We start from the raw sequence: 16,069 nt of genomic DNA on the forward strand, positions 1-16,069 counted from the left end.
TGTCAGTGCTGACTGGACAGCCCTGAGCATCAGACATGCACCCGTCACCGAAAGGCGAAAATTTATTGTGAGCTAAATTTCCACCGACTGCAATCTTTTGATTTTAATGTGGCACATATCTTTGCATATTATCTTAGGATGATAATATAGCTAAGATTACACGATAACTGATATAAATCTTTCTGACAGAATAGAATAATTAAATTTAATTAGTGTTAAAAAAGAATCTGACGTATATTAATAAAAATTGTTTAGATTGTAAAGAGAAAAGATTACGATTTTTTGGGTTGATGGACAAAATTTAGTAATGTTTGTCTTAAAAAGTGAATTATTGAAAATATGAAATATAGTATGTAGAAAATTTAGAGATTAAAAGGTTTTGTTTTGAAAAACATTTCAGAGGCTTTTCAAGGCTGGAAGCAAAGAAACTTCTGGGAAAAAGAAACCACGTTATCTTTATTGAAATCAAAGCTGACAAACTTAAAGTGTGGAAAGCGCATAATTTAAATAAAAACATTTTTTTATGCGAAAATAAAATGGGGGTTTTAAAATTCGATACACTTTCCAGAATTCTACCGAATTTCCAGTTCAGAGAGACTTTATTCAGGATATGCAGGATTTTATAGCGATTTCAAAGGAAGTCATACCTCTGGAAAAATCAGTTATCACGATAAAAAATGAAAACCGAGAAAGGCGTGCAGTCTTCGAAAAAATGATTCAAGAAATAGATCTGTTTGAGAAAGAAATGAGAGAATATATTGAGACCCGCGTAGCCGGAATAGATTCGCCTGATATTCTTGAGGTCAAAGAGAAAACTCTTGAAACCTCCTCAAGCGTGGCGCTGGCAAAGAAAAATGAAAAACTTGCCGAGATTGACAGTGAGAATAAACTGGACCTCATGGAAATGCAGCAGCTTAATACAAGGATACTCTCAGCTCTTGGCCCTTTTTTTGAAGACAGCATCTATGGAGCCCAAAATACACGCTATGCCTTTATAGAGGATAAAACGCTGAAAGGAAAGCAGGTTGGTTTTGTTGACAACCTGCAGTATGAGTTTGAACTGCTTTTCACACAGGACACCTTGAAGGTAAAAGACCTGCAAACCCTTACCTTGCCGATATGGTCAAAAGGCGGAATTCTATCCAGAGAAGAAAAAGTAAAAAAAATCGATGTATCCGACTTTTATATAAAGAACATTGAGTATGAGAAAAATAGCCTGAAAACCGTGCTCGAAGACAGGGACGGGGAAAATAAGTTTACTATCTCCTCGGACGAGAAAACCTTCCTGATTATGCACAGGGACTACGAGATAACACGAGACCAAGAACTGGCTGCTGCCTTAAACAGGGAGTCGGTCGATTCGTTCACAACAAAGCTAAAGGGATTCTTCACCGAATTTGTGGGATCGAAAAGGCTCATTAATATCACACTTGACGGGAAAAACGTAATTGAAGAAAACAGAGTTTTTGACTGCCTGAAGTTGATTGCTTCCATATACGGAAGACTGGTAAAGGAATGCCTTGAAAAAGGGTATACTGAAAGGGAAATTACTATCAAAATTGAAGAGCCAGGGGAGACGAGGACAGAGAAATATCTTGAAAAGTCAGAAATATCGAGAGAGCTGTCAACTATTGGAAAGGAAGGAGAAGAACTTGCCACACTCCTAAGGGTTAAGGAGGCTTGAAAAGAGATAGGCAGACGCTAGGGAGAGATCCTGTTGACGCACGGCCAGAGTAATGTTGAGTTCTGGAGCGTTCCTGTGCCAGAAATGCTCCAGAGGCTCCAAACAACTTACGAAGGCTTGAGTAGCTCTGAAAGTAGTGAGCGCCTTAAAAAATATGGGGCCAATCTCCTTAAACCAAAAAAAAGTTCAAATACCCTTAAAATTTTACTTTCCCAATTTAAGAGTCCGATTATTCTTATTTTGCTTTTTGCAGCCGGATTGTCTTTTTTTCTTGGAGATGTTACAGATACTGTAATTATTATAACCATCATTCTGATCAGTAGTTTGCTTGGCTTCTGGCAAGAGAAAGGAGCTGCAGATGCTTTTGAAAAATTGCTCAGTGCAGTTGAGGTGAAGGCAACAGTAGTAAGAGATGGAGAAGAAAAGGAAGTTCCTATAGAACAAATAGTACCTGGGGACGTAATAATCTTCAGCGCAGGCGATATAGTTCCTGCAGATTGCCTGATTCTGGAATCAAAGGGACTTTTTGTCAATGAAGCTACTCTCACTGGAGAGACTTATCCAGTGGAAAAATCAACAAAAACCCTGAACTCAGAAACCCCTCTTGCAAAGCGTACAAACTCCCTCTGGATGGGAACCAGTGTGGAAAGCGGAAGTGGAAAAGCACTTGCCGTAACTACAGGAAAAAATACAGAGTTTGGGAAAATATCTGAAGAGTTAAGAACAAGTGCTCCAGAAACGGAGTTTGAACGAGGTATTGCAAAGTTTGGCCATTTTTTGATGGAAGTTACCATGTTAATGGTCATTACAATCTTTGCAATCAATGTTTATCTTCAGCGTCCAATTCTGGATTCTTTTCTTTTTTCTCTTGCGCTTGCAGTCGGACTTACACCGCAACTTCTACCCGCAATTATAAGCGTGAACCTTTCTCACGGCGCAAGAGAAATGGCGGAAAATAAAGTAATTGTCAAGAGGCTGGCCTCTATTGAAAATCTCGGCAGCATGAATCTACTATGTTCCGACAAAACCGGTACTCTGACTGAAGGAGAACTTAAGCTTCATTCTATTCGGGATGTGAAAGGAAGTCAGAGTGAAAAAATCCTTCTTTACGCCAGTCTCAATGCCTATTACCAGAAAGGTTTTAAAAACCCTATCGACCGAGCAATCCTGACACAGAATAGATTCGAGATGGGAGAATATAAGAGCCTGGACGAGGTCCCTTATGATTTCATACGCAAGCGATTAAGCGTTCTTGTCTCAAAAAACGAGAATAACCTGATGATTACTAAAGGCGCGCTCTCGAATATTCTTGAGATCTGCACTCTAGCAGAAGTAGAGCCTGGGAAAATTGTAGAAATTTCAGAGGTCAAGGAAAAAATCGAGCAACAATATAAGGATTTTAGTGAAAAAGAGTTTCGAACACTCGGTGTTGCATATAGAGAAATAAACAGGCAGACTAAAATCGAAAAAGAACAGGAAAAAGGAATGACCTTTATCGGATTTCTCTTGTTTTTTGACCCACTGAAGCCAGAAATTGCAAAAACGATAGAAAACATGGAGCAACTTGGCATTTCTCTGAAAATAATTACCGGGGATAACAGGCTTGTGGCTACCAGTATTGGTAAGGAAGTAGGATTTGACGCCTCAAGAATTCTAACCGGAAGCGAAATATATCAGATGACAAGCGAGGCCCTTATAGGAAAAGTAAATGACATTGATATCTTTGCTGAAGTAGAGCCAAACCAGAAAGAACGTATCATCCTTGCACTCAAGAAGAGAGGGAACGTTGTTGGATATCTGGGAGACGGTATTAATGACGCATCTGCTCTTCATGCAGCCGATGTAGGAATTTCAGTTGACAGAGCCGCAGATGTCGCCAAAGAAGCTGCACAAATTGTGCTGATGGAAAAGAGTCTTGATTCACTCGTAGAAGGCGTCAAAGGCGGAAGAAAAACCTTTGCCAACACCCTAAAGTATGTTTTCATGGCTACCAGCGCCAACTTTGGAAATATGTTCAGCATGGCAGGAGCGTCCCTTTTCCTGCCTTTTCTTCCCCTGCTGCCCACACAGATCCTGCTAACCAATTTATTGACTGATTTTCCGGAAATGACTATAGCCACGGATACTGTTGACAAGGAACTGGTTGAAGAACCACATCGCTGGGACATAAATTTCATCCGCAAGTTTATGATGGTATTTGGCTTTACCAGTTCGGTCTTCGATTACCTGACCTTCGGGACTCTGCTTCTCCTGCTACCGGGTATGATAGAACAATTCAGAACAGGCTGGTTTATAGAATCCGTTATTTCGGCATCAATGATAGTGCTGGTAATCCGAAGCAGAAAGCCTTTCTTCGAGAGCAGGCCAGGAAAGTACCTGCTGATAGCCACTGTGCTGATCGTAGTCATGACTCTTGTTTTTCCGCTAACTCCTTTTGCAGCACTCTTTGGTTTCAAACCCCTGCCTTTACAGGTCATTTTAACCCTTGGAGCCATAATAGGGCTTTATATCATTGCGGCTGAGGCAATAAAGAGAATTTTTTATAAAAAAGTAAAATTTTAAGAGCTACCTGTACTGACAAGCCATACTGACAGGAGAAAACCCGGTTTACCTTGAAGTTACTTAGGCTTACCTTCATCATAACCTGTCCCATCCGGCAGAAAAGGAGTGAAGATAACTACCGCAAACAGCAACAAAAAAGTGCCGTACATTTTGATCGTCGTCTCAAACGTAGCATAGAAAATGAAAACCACAAGCATAACCCAGACAATGAAACTGAGCTGAAGAGCAATTTTTACTCTATATATATTTTCCGCACTTTCGCTCAACAAAAATCCCCCTTAAAGAATCCCCTTCAAAATCCCAAGTAAAAATGATTCTCGATTGGATAAATAGGTGTTTGTCAAAAAGAAAGATCAAAAGACGTCTCAAAAAATCGGAATGAAAAAAAACTCCCTTTAAAGAACTACCTGATACCCTGGTAATCCTGAGCCGGGTAGTGCTACATGCTGCAAACCTTCAGTATCCAGCATCATGTAGCATGAATATCAAGTAGCATGAATAATAAATCCAGAAACGCAGGCTGATTCTATAAAAGTATTGAAACTTAATAACTCGAATCCAACAAAGCATTAAATCTCAATAAACCGGAGCAATTTATCTCCTTCACTTACACGCCTGAGAAAGTCTTCTCTGTCGATATAGGGAACTCCGGCAATTATCGAATCCGCAGTTTTCTTGCCAAGTCCGGGAAGTTCCCGGATAAGATTGGGAGAAGTGGTGTTAATAGGCAGAGGATATGGTATGCCAGTAATCGAGCGCATCCCGTGTCCTGTAACCGTAACGTCAGTAAATTTCTGCAAAGGCAGAGAAGCAGGAATTCCAACCAGCAATGGGTATGAGCCAAGCTGCCTCCCAAAAGTAATTCCTTTTTCCAGGACCTCACACATTACATCCCTGAGTACGGTACCTTCAGGCACAACACGCCGCAACATTGGTAAGTCAATATTCTTTCTTACCCGTTCCTTGTAGTTCAGAAAGAGTTTTTTATGCTTCCTCGCAGCCTCGTCTTTTCCATACATTGGGGTTCCGGGAAAAGCCATGACCTGGCGGATATTGATCCTGCGCAGGAGCAATCCAGAATCGAGCACTTTCTTCAGAAAATCGTAATTAAGCTGGAAAGTTTTCCTAGATTCGCCCATCAGCCCATGCACGAAGTTGATGCCCGGAAGAATTTCAGGAAGCCCGTTTACTCCTCGAACTGCCCCAAGCCTGTTAACAAGTTTGATAGCTTCAAAGACCTCTTCAGAGGTTGCCTTAAGGGAATTGGCTTCAATTACTGCCCTGTCGGCACTCTCCATCCCAAAAGCTGCCACATCCCCTGCCGTATGATACTTAATTATTGTCTTCAGGACCTGTTCAGATTCCTCAGGATAAGTTGCAAGCGTAATCGGGTTTGCATTGTCCATATGGAGCACAGACAGCTCTGGAGCCGAATTTCGGATTCCTCTATAGAGCCTTTCAATAGCGACTGGATCAGGCTTTGGAACAGGCCCTCCAGCATCCTTGCCATGATAGGAAAAAAGATCCGGCTGCCTACCGATCCTGAAGTAACGGGCTCCATGGGAGTAGAGGACAGATGCTTCGGAAATTACATCGTCTATGGGTCGGTAGTCGGAAGCCCCATAAAAGGGCTCTGTACAGAAAGAACAGTGAACATGCCTGCCACAACCTCTGTAGGTCTCAAGCTCACACATGCAGTAAGGATAGTCAGGATGCTGCCTGATCAAAAAAGCTCCCCTGGGTCCCCAGCGCCCAATTTCGGCTGTTGTCCTGAAGCGGTGATCTACAGCTTCAGGATTTCTGAGCTTCGCAGCAGAACTTCCGGTAACGCCGTCCTTAAAAAGATCATAGACAAAAGCTTCAAGGTCCATTCTGGCAAGCACTGCACCTGAAAAATTTATCCTGCTTTCAGTACCTTTTGCAGCCCTTCCGCCTTCGCCGCTGAAACCGAGCCTGATAGGCCCGCCTATAACTTTTACCCCTTGTGCAGTCCGGAAAATTGTCTCAATTTCCCCGAGTGTAATTGGAGAAGCCCGAAGATATTTACCTGGTACCGTCATGCCTGCTATAATGATAACAAGGTCTGCTTTCCCAGTAAGTTCCCCTGCTCCGGGCGGGTTTTCTCGCAGGGTGTCAATCGTCAGATAGTGAATTTCCTTTTCGGAAAGCCCGCGTTCTCTGAGAGCGCCTGCTATATAACGCGGATAAGGAGAAAGGTAAGGAGGAACCCCAAGACAGGCAGGTTCATCCACATAGCCATCTATAATAAGTGCTTTCATGTCAATTCTTGTTTCCATTTGCTCGATGATCGAAAGTATACAGTCCAGTAAGATATAAGTTACAGATCAGTCCAGTAAGATATAAGTTACAGATAAATTACAGATGTTAAAACAGTTGAAAGATATATATTCAAGTGAATAGAAAAGTAAAAAACACTTCCACAGAAACAAAATAGTCTGTTAAAAGATAAGAGAACAAAAATTTAAAAAATAATTAGGGCCGGGACCGAGAATCGAACTCGGGTCGTAGCCTCCACAGGGCCACAGGATGGCCTCTACCCTACCCCGGCCACGGGGATCTGGTACTTCAGATTGAAGCAAACTATAGAAGGAGTTTTTTTATATAAAGTTTTTGCCGGAAAAGGCAGGAGACCCTTCTCAGAAAAAGAAAAGCTTCTGTTTTCCGGCTATCAAAACGCACAAAATCTGGCTAAAAGTTCTTTCCGGATCGGTATCAGAGTTCCTTAAGCTTTTCAAGGGCAAGTTTTGCAGCCTTTTCTCCCGAGAGAAGCATGCCTCCAAAAACTGGGCCCATTCTTGGGGAGCAGGTTGCGGCATTTGCAGCCATGCCCGCAACGATCAGGCCCGGATAAATTTCCTTGGTTGCATCAACAACCAGTTGCTCGCCAACCTCTGACCACATAGGTTTTTCTCCGAGCTTTCCGAGGTTTCCGATTTTTGCATTGGGAATTTTCCTGAGAATTGTATTGCATACAACAGCTTCATGCCCTGTCCCGTCAATTACGAGTTTTGTTCGGATCATGAGAGGATCAACGTGCAGGCGCTGTACCGTGACCGGCCCCCAGTTGACGACGATTCCGGTAACCCTATCGTTTTCCCGAATCATTACATCCTCAAAGCTCACAAGGTTGAAAACCTCAGCTCCAGCTGAAGTTGCTCCTGAAATAAGCTTCCCAACGGACTCTACGGAATTCGCCACATAGTACCCAGGCTGATACTCTTTATACCTGATCCCGAAGTCGTCAAGGATGCGGCAGGCTTCTTCCTGTACAACGATACGCGGAAACATCATGCCTCCAGCCCACATACCGCCCCCGAGCGATAACTTTTGTTCGTAAATGGCAACCTTTGCTCCTGCCTCTGCAAGATACCTAGCGGCTACCAGGTTTGCAGGCCCTCCTCCTATAAGTGCCACATCAACTTCCGTGTAGTCAAGGAAGGTTTTAGAGTACTCATCAAAAATTGCCCTTGTGATTATGACTTCGTCAAGTTCCATTTTAATCTCTCGTAAAGCTTCTAAATTAAAAACCGGAAGAATAGCCCGGCCTTATCAGGAACAAACCAGGAATTGTAAACCCCAATTTGTCGTCATGAAAATTCACATTTTGATTATAGGCATTGCTTTTAAAGTTGTTGGAATCGGTGGAGTCGAAAGGAAAAATAGATGATGAATGTACTCGAAGAAAGTTTCCTCGAAACTGAGACGTTTGCGAAGATTTCAGGGAAGGATCAACAGTTGAGATTGAACTACAGTTATGAAGCAGCTGAACTTTCCCCAAGAAAATCAGAGTTGTGCTGGCGCGCCCTGCAGCAAGCTGCGAGGTATTCAACTGAAATAAGAGAAATTTATAACCCGCTCACTATATCAAGAACTTCCCAGTATTCAAACAATAGCCCATCAGTTATGGAGACTATGTCTTCATCTGTTATGGTTTCCGGTATTGATTCCTGTATTACTTTGAACCATTCCATTACCAGTTGATGGAATTCTGGTTTTTAATCAGCAGGGTGCTTACCAAGTCGTAAAAGTCTGAGGTATTCAAATTTCGCAGGCGTGCCTATAATGAGAATTTTTTGGATTGTATGCTATTTTTTGCCACAATCAATCTTCTCCCTTTCTTAAGAGTTGGCAGCGCGAATTAATAAAAACCTTATGAGAAAACAGGTCATTTAGAAAGTAAATTCCTTGAAAGTTATAGTTCTTATAGAGGAGGAATTATTATTATAAAGGGGGATTTATTTTGCTAGAAAAAGACAAAGGACCATCTTTCCAGCCTGAACCGATACCTGAACCTGAGCCTGAACCTGCTCCTCCACCTGAGCCGATACCTCATCCAGAGCCGGAAATTGAGCACGATAAGAAACCAAAGAAAATAGAGTAATTTCGGTAAAGTAAGGCAGCTATGATCTCGAAAATTTATATAGCTCACTGCGAGCAGGACGAACCACTTGCTCAAGAACTTGCTAGATCTCTCTGGGTCGTGGAGCTGGAAAGTTTTTCATCCCTGTACAGGAAAGCTCGAATTCTTTCCCTTAGTGAAAGGATACGTTTTGGTATTCGCCAATCAGATTGTTTTATCCCGATCCTCACACAGAAAGGTGCAGAATCTCCAGAAGTAAATCAGGAGATTGGCCTTGCAGTCGGAGCCGATCAGCTTATAATTCCGCTGGTAGAGACGGGAGTTGAATTGCCTATCCTGATACACCATCTTCAGCCCATTGTTTTTTCTCCTGAGGCTTATGAGGATGCTCTGGGTAAACTAATACAGAACCTGAGAGAACTGACCAGGCTTGACTGGCTGAAGATAAAGTGCCCCTATTGCGGAGAGGAGATGACGCAGTACATCTCACCTCAGGAAGAGGTAGAGAGAGCTCTTCTAGCAGGGAAGCACCTTGAGACAAGATGTAGTTATTGCCAGAAGAATATTCACATGGACCCAAGAACATTCAGACCTATGCTCTAAGTATTGATTAGCAACCGGATTGAAAATAAGAAAGAGATGAATTGATGGGAAGAAAAGCAACAAATGAAATAAAAGATGAGCCTGGAGAGCCAATGATAGCTCGATCCAAAATGGGTGAAGCGACTGTAAGTGAGTTAGAGGTCAAAGGAATAGAAAATCTCACTCCGACAGAAAAGAAACACCTGCTTTTACAACTTTCCCGAGATAGAGTTAAAAACAGTTCTGCCGGCCCATGGGAAATTATTGATGTCTTCAGGGAAAATTGGAGAACCATCAAAGCTACGTTAGCTCAACCCGTAGAAATTGATGTAAGGGATGTAGGAAAAGATACCCTCTTTCGGGTATCTCTGGATATAACGCAATTAGAAAGAGAACTCGAAACCCAGGAACTGGAATAATACCCTTAAAATATAGGGCTGCGTCATTTTTAGATTTGATTCATTTTTAATGAGCCTATCCCAAAACCTATTTTATTCTAAATCATCATGAGTTTTCAGGATCATTTGAGTGATTAGGCATTCAATTGATCGTCCCAAATACGAGATTCAAAAATAAAATTTTGAGTTTCGGGATAGGCTCAATTTATAAACGAGTTTATAGTATTTTCAGAGCGGCATAAAGGAAAAAATAATAACATACGGCTTGATGCCGAGTATTAATACCTTTTAGGTTTGCGCTTTGCGTAACACTCCCTGCAATAGACCGGCCTGTCAGGATCCGGTTTGAAAGGCACCTCTGTTTCTGCGCCACAATCTGAGCACTTTGCTTTGTACATCGTTTGTGGCCCTCTACCATAGCCGCGTTCCCTGCTGGAACCCCGATCCCTATTCTGGGAACCTTTTCTTTCCATTATCATTTCCCCTATTTGATTTCTCGTTAAAGTTCACACAAAAAGGAGTATCAAATAATTCAAAAAGAGCCTCATTTATGAACATGTTATTGTCTGTGTTATTTTCTGGGGGGTCTCGATGAACTAATTGAGTTGCTAATATCTCGTATACTGATGTTTATTCTTACTGCATTAAGCTTTACTAAGCTCATTAAACTCAACAATTTCTTGCATTTTGAACCTAATGCTTCGTAATTTATCCCAGTAAACCATACAATTTACTTAAATTATTGAAATATTTACCGCATTAAATTCCACTAATATTCGAGTTCGAATTAAACTCCATTAATATTCAAATATTGCATAAATTCCGTCAATATTCAAATTTCCAGAAGTAATATTTAAGTAACTAAACTAAAATATGTAACATTATTTTATTTAAAATTAATCTGTTATTCATAAAATGTATTAATATAACTTTACTTTATAATATGCCATATAACATATTGTATTCTTTACATAGAATATTTACAGTACTTGAACATTAACAGTACTTGAACATTAACAGTACTTGAACATTAACAGTACTTGAACATTAACAGTACTTGAACACTAACAGTACTTGCTATCCTCGCCAAATTCTAGCACTGAAGTTGTCATAGAAATAGCCCGGAAATCCTGATCAAATACTGCATTCCGGAGAAAGAAAGGAGGTTTACTAGCCTCCCCTTTCATTTGGATAAAAGAAGAGCCTTTTTTACTCGCTCCCCATTTAATGCCTTAGTGATTCTAGAGTAGGATTATTTCCCTTGGAATTCCTTGCTGACAGCTGCAGCATTGGTGTACTCCTTCTCAGGAAGATCTTCCAGAACTTCAATTACTTCATTGCTAGCATTGTGCTTCTTAGCGTGCGCGATAAGTTGCTTCTTATTTACGGGATAATCTATATTCTTTAAAGCCTTCTGAACTTCAATTGGACTGGTTTGCATAAATTCCCCCCTTTGTATTTATTTTCCTTGGAATTCCTTACTGACAGCTGCAGCATTGGTGTACTCCTTCTCAGGAAGGTCTTCCAGAACTTCAATTACTTTACTGCTAGCATTGTGCTTCTTAGCGTGCGCGATAAGTTGCTTCTTATTTACGGGATAATCTATATTCTTTAAAGCCTTCTGAACTTCAATTGGACTGGTTTGCATAAATTCCCCCCACTTTCTATAGATTTTATGTAGTTTTCTCGGTTATATTGACTATATGATGTTCAATAACTTGCCTCTTGAAGAGGGTAAGCCATTATTTGGTACCATCTGGAACTAGAAGGTACTGTTCTAAAACACCTGCTTAGTGAATCAGTACTCTTTTGGGTTTGGCGATTTGATACATTAGCTTTTCAGAAATTCGATTTCCCTGATAACCTCTCAGGGCTATTATGCTCTGTTTCATGTATATCCTTTCAGAAGATTCAGAATTATTGCTTGCCTGCTTACCTTCGGCAAACTTTACAAGGTAGTCTCTGCTTGCAGGATAACCTATCCCCCTGCCGGTTATAGATTCTTCAGCCTGGTGTGGATTCCTTTAGTTTACCCCCATGGATTCAGGTAACTATTGTGATTCAGGTAGCTATTGCCTTTCCCAATTAGTTGCTCACCCACCATTTTGATTCAGGTATTGTGATTCAGGTAGCTATTGCCTTTCCCAATTAGTTGCTCACTCACCATTGAGTATTATGTAAAATATAATATAAAAAAGAATTCAACCCAAACGTTTGATAGAAGATGACTATTTAGACCTAGCAACTTATATATTTAGTTTAGAATTGAAGACTGGATGTGTCTACAAACCAGGGTTTTTAGTTAGCACCATTGAAAAGTAGACCTCATAATAGCTTGGTTTAAAATAGGTGAATTAAAGAAAAGAGCCCTTAAATAGAGTAATCAATAGCAAAAACTACTTCATGAGGAAATAAGTTTGCCACATATCTAGAAAAACTTTCTTGAAAGCTACTGAAGCTCAGAGTTATCATATGAAAATAAATTGAGATGATTTTAGCTTATAGTTTCGAAAAATAATTTTATAATATAAAACTAATGTTAAGTCTATCTGATGAAGACAGGTATTTCAATTTATAATACTGCATAATACTGCCAGAAATCGAGGCTTATCTCTTTCTTATAAAAGCGCCAGACAAATCATTTGCTTGCTACTGAAAAATCCTCAGTTGCCTGGAATATAGAAAAGATTCGTTTCTTCTTCTAACTGAAAACCTTTAATAGGAGTTTCTAGATAAGAGACCAGATCACTATCAGTAAATCCAGGACAAATAGACCAGATGTAATCATGATCGCAGAAAATCTTTTAATCTTTCTACTTGGCCTTGTTCTTTTGGTCAAAGGTTCAGATTATTTTGTAAAATCAGCTTCAACAATTGCAGAGAAGCTTGGTGTTTCCGAATTTATTATAGGTTTGACACTCGTCGCACTTGGAACATCAATTCCTGAACTTGCTTCATCAATAGCTGCTTCTCTCCAGCATGCAAGCGGTATCGTAATAGGAAATGTCGTTGGATCAAACATCGCAAATATAGGGCTTGTTGTAGGGTTGTCTGCAGTTATCTCTCCAGTGAAAACTGAAATAGAGATGCTCAGAAGAGATGGCTATGTCATGCTCTTTGCAGCTGTGCTCTTCTTTGTTTTTATTCTGAACAGAGAAATCTCAATACTAGAGTCAGCCTTTTTCATACTGATCTTCATTGCGTATGTGTTTTTCCTGTTTGAAGAAAGCGAGAAATACAAAGGGAAACTGCATTTTAAAGAGTTCATAATATACTTTTTCAAGTTTGAGTATATAAGCAGCGCAAGGCAAAAGTTCAATTGCATAAGAGATAGTAACGCTGAAGGCGAAAACTGCCAGTCCAGAGAAGGTTTCACAAAAGACATACTGGTTCTAGTATTAAGTTGTGGAGCAATTATAATCGGGGCAAAGTACTTTGTGAACAAATCAATCTTCTTTGCAGAACTCCTTGGAGTTCCTGAAACTATAATAGGTACCACTCTAGTAGCATTTGGCACATCCCTTCCAGAACTTGTAGTGACACTATCTGCAGCAAAGCAGGGTTTCGGGAGCATAGCCCTTGGCAATATTATAGGCTCAAACATCGCAAACATATTTTTAATTATAGGATTTTCCGGATTAATCTATCCGATACCTGTCGAGCAGATAAGTCTATTCTTTACGACTCCAGCTATGATTTTGATAAGCGTAACACTCCTCGTGTTTATCAGCACAGACTGGGAAATAAAAAGGTGGGAAGGAATAGCTTTGGTAGCCTTTTATGCATCTTTTCTAATAGTGCTACTCAGGATGGGTTAAAGAAATATAGGAAAAATGGAAAACTGAAAAATTCCCGAAAAACAGATTAGAGCTTAAATCTCTGCCTGTTTTACAGAAAATTCCAAACTTTTAAAAGTAACAAAAAAAATAAAAATGAAGAAAAAGCTCAGGTTTGTTCTGGAGATTAATCCACAAGTGTAAAGTACATTCTCCTGTTGCTCTTGCCTTTATTCTGAAGTTTTATGATCTTCACGCCTTTTATTTCCTCAGTGTTTTTAACATGGGTCCCTCCACAGGCTTCAATCGTGACTCCTTCGATTTCAACGATGCGCACTTCTTTTATTTCGTCGGAAAAGCCTTTCGCCAGCGTAGTTAACCGTGAAAGCTTTTCTTCGGCTTCTTTGCGGCTTACAAGGTAGAGATTAACAGGACTTTTTTGGGCTATAAGGTCATTGGCAATTTTCTCATATTCGGCAAATTTATCCCTGTCAAAGACTTCAAGACTGAAATCTACCCTGCTCTGGTCCAGACCAAGCTGGTTTCCGGTTATCTGAGCCCCGGCCTCCTTTTCAATCACGTTTGCGATTACGTGAGTCGCCGTGTGCATACGCATATGCCTGTAACGGCGGTCCCAGTCTATGAATCCTTTTACTTTGTCCCCTGCTTTTAATCCGTTAGAAACGTTTTCACCGTCTATCTCGTGACTGATATCTCCATTGAACTTTCTCACATACAGGACATTAAATTCAGCCCCATCGGATTCACGAACTAACTTTCCAGTATCACTAGGCTGACCCCCGCTTTCGGGATAAAAGACAGTACGGTCAAGAACCACAAATTTATCATCTGTAACTTTTTCGACAGTTGCTTCGAATTCTTTCATATAACAATCAAGGAAGTAAAGCGCCTCTGTCATTTGCCAAACCTCTTTTCTTAAACTTAATTAAAGTAGATAATTAAAAGGATAAACACTGTCAGAATACATAAACTATGCAGTTTTGAGTAAAAATCCAGACATTACCAACCGGATAATCCATGAGTGCATAAAAAAATAACCATGAAAAATTATTTCAATCACTTTTAATTATTGAAAACGCAACTCAGGATGCTAAACGCGAATACACTGAAATTTCTTTATTCATAAATTAACCCGCTTGAGCGAAAGAAGTGAGCGAAAAGGACCCGTCCTCCCGAGACGGGACTCGGGTGACGGAACTCAGGAACTACAAATTTACCTTAATTAACCTCATGCCGTCTTCCCGAGACAGGACTCGAAAAATTCACATTCAAATCACTATCGATTAAACCAAGACTGACAAGAAGTTTTTCCTTTTGGTGTTCCAGTTCTTCCCTTAAAGCAGCCAGTTTCTTTTCAGAATCCATAATATCCTCTTCAAGGGCGTGAGTTCTGTTCAAAAGTTCAGCTTCTTTACGTTCGAGTTCAACCAGCTTTCCGGTATCCGAGCTTTCGAGTTCAGCTTTCTTTGCCTCAAATTCCTGAAGGGCTTCAAGGTACTCTTTTTTCCGCTCTGGAAAGTTTGAGATTGCAGTTTTGACCTGTAATAGGGCTTTTTCTTTTTTCTGGGCCTGCATATCCAGGGCATTGTCCTCGAATATTTTTTGAAGTTCTGGGAAAAAAGAAGGATTTACGTATATAGGAGCTTCAAGACAAATATCGAGCTGTTTCTTTACTTCTGGATTTAAGGTATACCTGCCATTTTCATGAAGTTTCTTAATCCTTGAAAGATGACCCGAAAGTGGGAGAACAAGAGAACTCAAGCCTGTTTCGGCTTTCCGGAGTTTTTCCCTGGCGGCAATAGATTCTTCCTGAAGGTTCTGTAAACTCTGCCAGACAGGCCCTTTTCTGAAGTCTTCGAGAGCCTGACTGGTTTCGGAAGTTTCAACCTTTAAAGTCTGAATTCTTTGGTTTTTGGACTCAAATTCCAGCTCTTCGGCAGCTATTGAGGCCGAAAGCTCCTGTATTTTATTAGTATCCGAATGAGCTGCTTCTATGGTGTCCATTTCCTTCTTATTTTCCCGAATTACCTCTCCAAGCTCGTTAAAAATCTTACCCAGGCTGGCAAGGCTGTCACTAACATCTTTTGATTCTTCAGAAAAAACGCCTCTGGTATACCTGAAGCTCTGATTCATATGTTCCAGGCAGGTGTTAAGACTCTGCGTAGCCGTCCCATAGAAACTTTCAAGAGCCCTGAAATCCCTGTTTTCCTTCACTTTGATCTTATCTATCAACATTGTGACCTGTTTTGTCACATTTTCCCTGTTGCTCTTCGCTCGCTTTACAGCTCTGACATCAAAGTCTCCCTCAACTTTAGCCTCCGCAAGCATTGAGTTACTTTCCTTGAGTGCCAGAAGCGAAGCTTCAAGTTCTCTCAAAAGGTCGGATACATCCTTTTCTACCCTGGAAGAGATTTTTTGAGATCTTTTATCCAGCCATGCTGGTAGGTCTTCAAAATTAATCTCCTTGAGACCAGTCTCCACATCGGAACTTTCTTTTTTTCCAAAGAGCTTTTTAATCCACTTCAACCTTGACATTCCCCGAGTTTGATAAAACTATTTAACTTATTTCTTTAGTTCTGCATATTTTTGAAACTTATGATATGAAATATTTATTCTGTAAAAGACTTTCCGGGAATAAAAAGACAGAATAAAAGAAAGATAAAAT

General features: G+C 40.4%; 15 protein-coding genes and 1 tRNA gene. 7 read left to right on the forward strand and 9 right to left on the reverse strand.

Going from position 1 to position 16,069, the window contains the following annotated elements; all coding sequences use genetic code 11:
- Positions 1–610 precede the first annotated feature (610 nt).
- Together MSBRW_RS14120 and mgtA are read left to right on the forward strand one after the other, a co-directional pair.
- Positions 611–1,684 (forward strand): hypothetical protein, encoded by a 1,074-nt coding sequence (locus MSBRW_RS14120; RefSeq protein ID WP_011307081.1) that lies wholly within the window; start codon positions 611–613, stop codon positions 1,682–1,684.
- 33 nt (positions 1,685–1,717) lie between these two features.
- The gene (mgtA, locus tag MSBRW_RS14125) at positions 1,718–4,246 is read left to right on the forward strand and encodes a magnesium-translocating P-type ATPase (RefSeq protein ID WP_011307080.1); all 2,529 of its coding nucleotides are present in this window, start codon (positions 1,718–1,720) and stop codon (positions 4,244–4,246) included.
- Between the two features lie 56 nt (positions 4,247–4,302).
- Here the strand turns inward: mgtA and MSBRW_RS14130 are convergent, their stop codons facing one another.
- The 4 genes from MSBRW_RS14130 to MSBRW_RS14150 form a co-directional block, all read right to left on the reverse strand.
- Complete coding sequence (locus MSBRW_RS14130) at positions 4,303–4,512, reverse strand: hypothetical protein (RefSeq protein WP_155398315.1); 210 nt, start codon at positions 4,510–4,512, stop codon at positions 4,303–4,305.
- Positions 4,513–4,815: 303 nt separating this feature from the next.
- Complete coding sequence (locus tag MSBRW_RS14135) at positions 4,816–6,543, reverse strand: radical SAM protein (protein WP_011307078.1); 1,728 nt, start codon at positions 6,541–6,543, stop codon at positions 4,816–4,818.
- 200 nt (positions 6,544–6,743) lie between these two features.
- Positions 6,744–6,815 (reverse strand) — tRNA-His (locus tag MSBRW_RS14140).
- A 164-nt stretch (positions 6,816–6,979) separates the two neighbouring features.
- Positions 6,980–7,762, reverse strand: a complete 783-nt coding sequence (locus tag MSBRW_RS14150; protein ID WP_011307077.1) for a sulfide-dependent adenosine diphosphate thiazole synthase — start codon at positions 7,760–7,762, stop codon at positions 6,980–6,982.
- 168 nt (positions 7,763–7,930) lie between these two features.
- Between MSBRW_RS14150 and MSBRW_RS14155 the strand changes: the two genes are divergently transcribed.
- The 4 genes from MSBRW_RS14155 to MSBRW_RS14165 all read left to right on the forward strand — a co-directional run bounded on the left by MSBRW_RS14155 (position 7,931) and on the right by MSBRW_RS14165 (position 9,628).
- The gene (locus tag MSBRW_RS14155) at positions 7,931–8,248 is read left to right on the forward strand and encodes a hypothetical protein (RefSeq protein WP_011307076.1); all 318 of its coding nucleotides are present in this window, start codon (positions 7,931–7,933) and stop codon (positions 8,246–8,248) included.
- 259 nt (positions 8,249–8,507) lie between these two features.
- Positions 8,508–8,648: a hypothetical protein gene (locus tag MSBRW_RS22520; RefSeq protein ID WP_155398316.1), complete on the forward strand. Its 141-nt coding sequence runs from the start codon at positions 8,508–8,510 to the stop codon at positions 8,646–8,648.
- A gap of 21 nt (positions 8,649–8,669) precedes the next feature.
- Positions 8,670–9,230, forward strand: a complete 561-nt coding sequence (locus MSBRW_RS14160; protein WP_011307075.1) for a TIR domain-containing protein — start codon at positions 8,670–8,672, stop codon at positions 9,228–9,230.
- A 44-nt stretch (positions 9,231–9,274) separates the two neighbouring features.
- A complete protein-coding gene (locus tag MSBRW_RS14165) occupies positions 9,275–9,628 on the forward strand; it encodes a hypothetical protein (protein WP_011307074.1) in 354 nt (117 codons plus the stop codon).
- Between the two features lie 257 nt (positions 9,629–9,885).
- Here the strand turns inward: MSBRW_RS14165 and MSBRW_RS14170 are convergent, their stop codons facing one another.
- The 3 genes from MSBRW_RS14170 to MSBRW_RS14180 form a co-directional block, all read right to left on the reverse strand.
- Entirely contained in the window at positions 9,886–10,080 is a 195-nt protein-coding gene (locus MSBRW_RS14170) for a CxxC-x17-CxxC domain-containing protein (protein ID WP_011307073.1), read from the reverse strand.
- A gap of 779 nt (positions 10,081–10,859) precedes the next feature.
- The gene (locus MSBRW_RS14175) at positions 10,860–11,048 is read right to left on the reverse strand and encodes a DUF2795 domain-containing protein (protein ID WP_011307072.1); all 189 of its coding nucleotides are present in this window, start codon (positions 11,046–11,048) and stop codon (positions 10,860–10,862) included.
- Positions 11,049–11,066: 18 nt separating this feature from the next.
- Positions 11,067–11,255 (reverse strand): DUF2795 domain-containing protein, encoded by a 189-nt coding sequence (locus tag MSBRW_RS14180; RefSeq protein ID WP_011307071.1) that lies wholly within the window; start codon positions 11,253–11,255, stop codon positions 11,067–11,069.
- Between the two features lie 1,138 nt (positions 11,256–12,393).
- Between MSBRW_RS14180 and MSBRW_RS14185 the strand changes: the two genes are divergently transcribed.
- Positions 12,394–13,425 (forward strand): calcium/sodium antiporter, encoded by a 1,032-nt coding sequence (locus MSBRW_RS14185; protein WP_011307070.1) that lies wholly within the window; start codon positions 12,394–12,396, stop codon positions 13,423–13,425.
- Positions 13,426–13,570: 145 nt separating this feature from the next.
- On the opposite strand, the gene alaXM is transcribed toward MSBRW_RS14185, so the two are convergent.
- Positions 13,571–14,302: an alanyl-tRNA editing protein AlaXM gene (gene alaXM / locus MSBRW_RS14190; protein ID WP_011307069.1), complete on the reverse strand. Its 732-nt coding sequence runs from the start codon at positions 14,300–14,302 to the stop codon at positions 13,571–13,573.
- Between the two features lie 320 nt (positions 14,303–14,622).
- On the reverse strand, positions 14,623–15,939 hold the full coding sequence (locus MSBRW_RS14195) for a coiled-coil domain-containing protein (RefSeq protein ID WP_230669772.1): 1,317 nt from the start codon (positions 15,937–15,939) through the stop codon (positions 14,623–14,625).
- Positions 15,940–16,069 lie beyond the last annotated feature (130 nt).

Source organism: Methanosarcina barkeri str. Wiesmoor (assembly GCF_000969985.1).
GTDB classification, from domain to species: domain Archaea; phylum Halobacteriota; class Methanosarcinia; order Methanosarcinales; family Methanosarcinaceae; genus Methanosarcina; species Methanosarcina barkeri_B.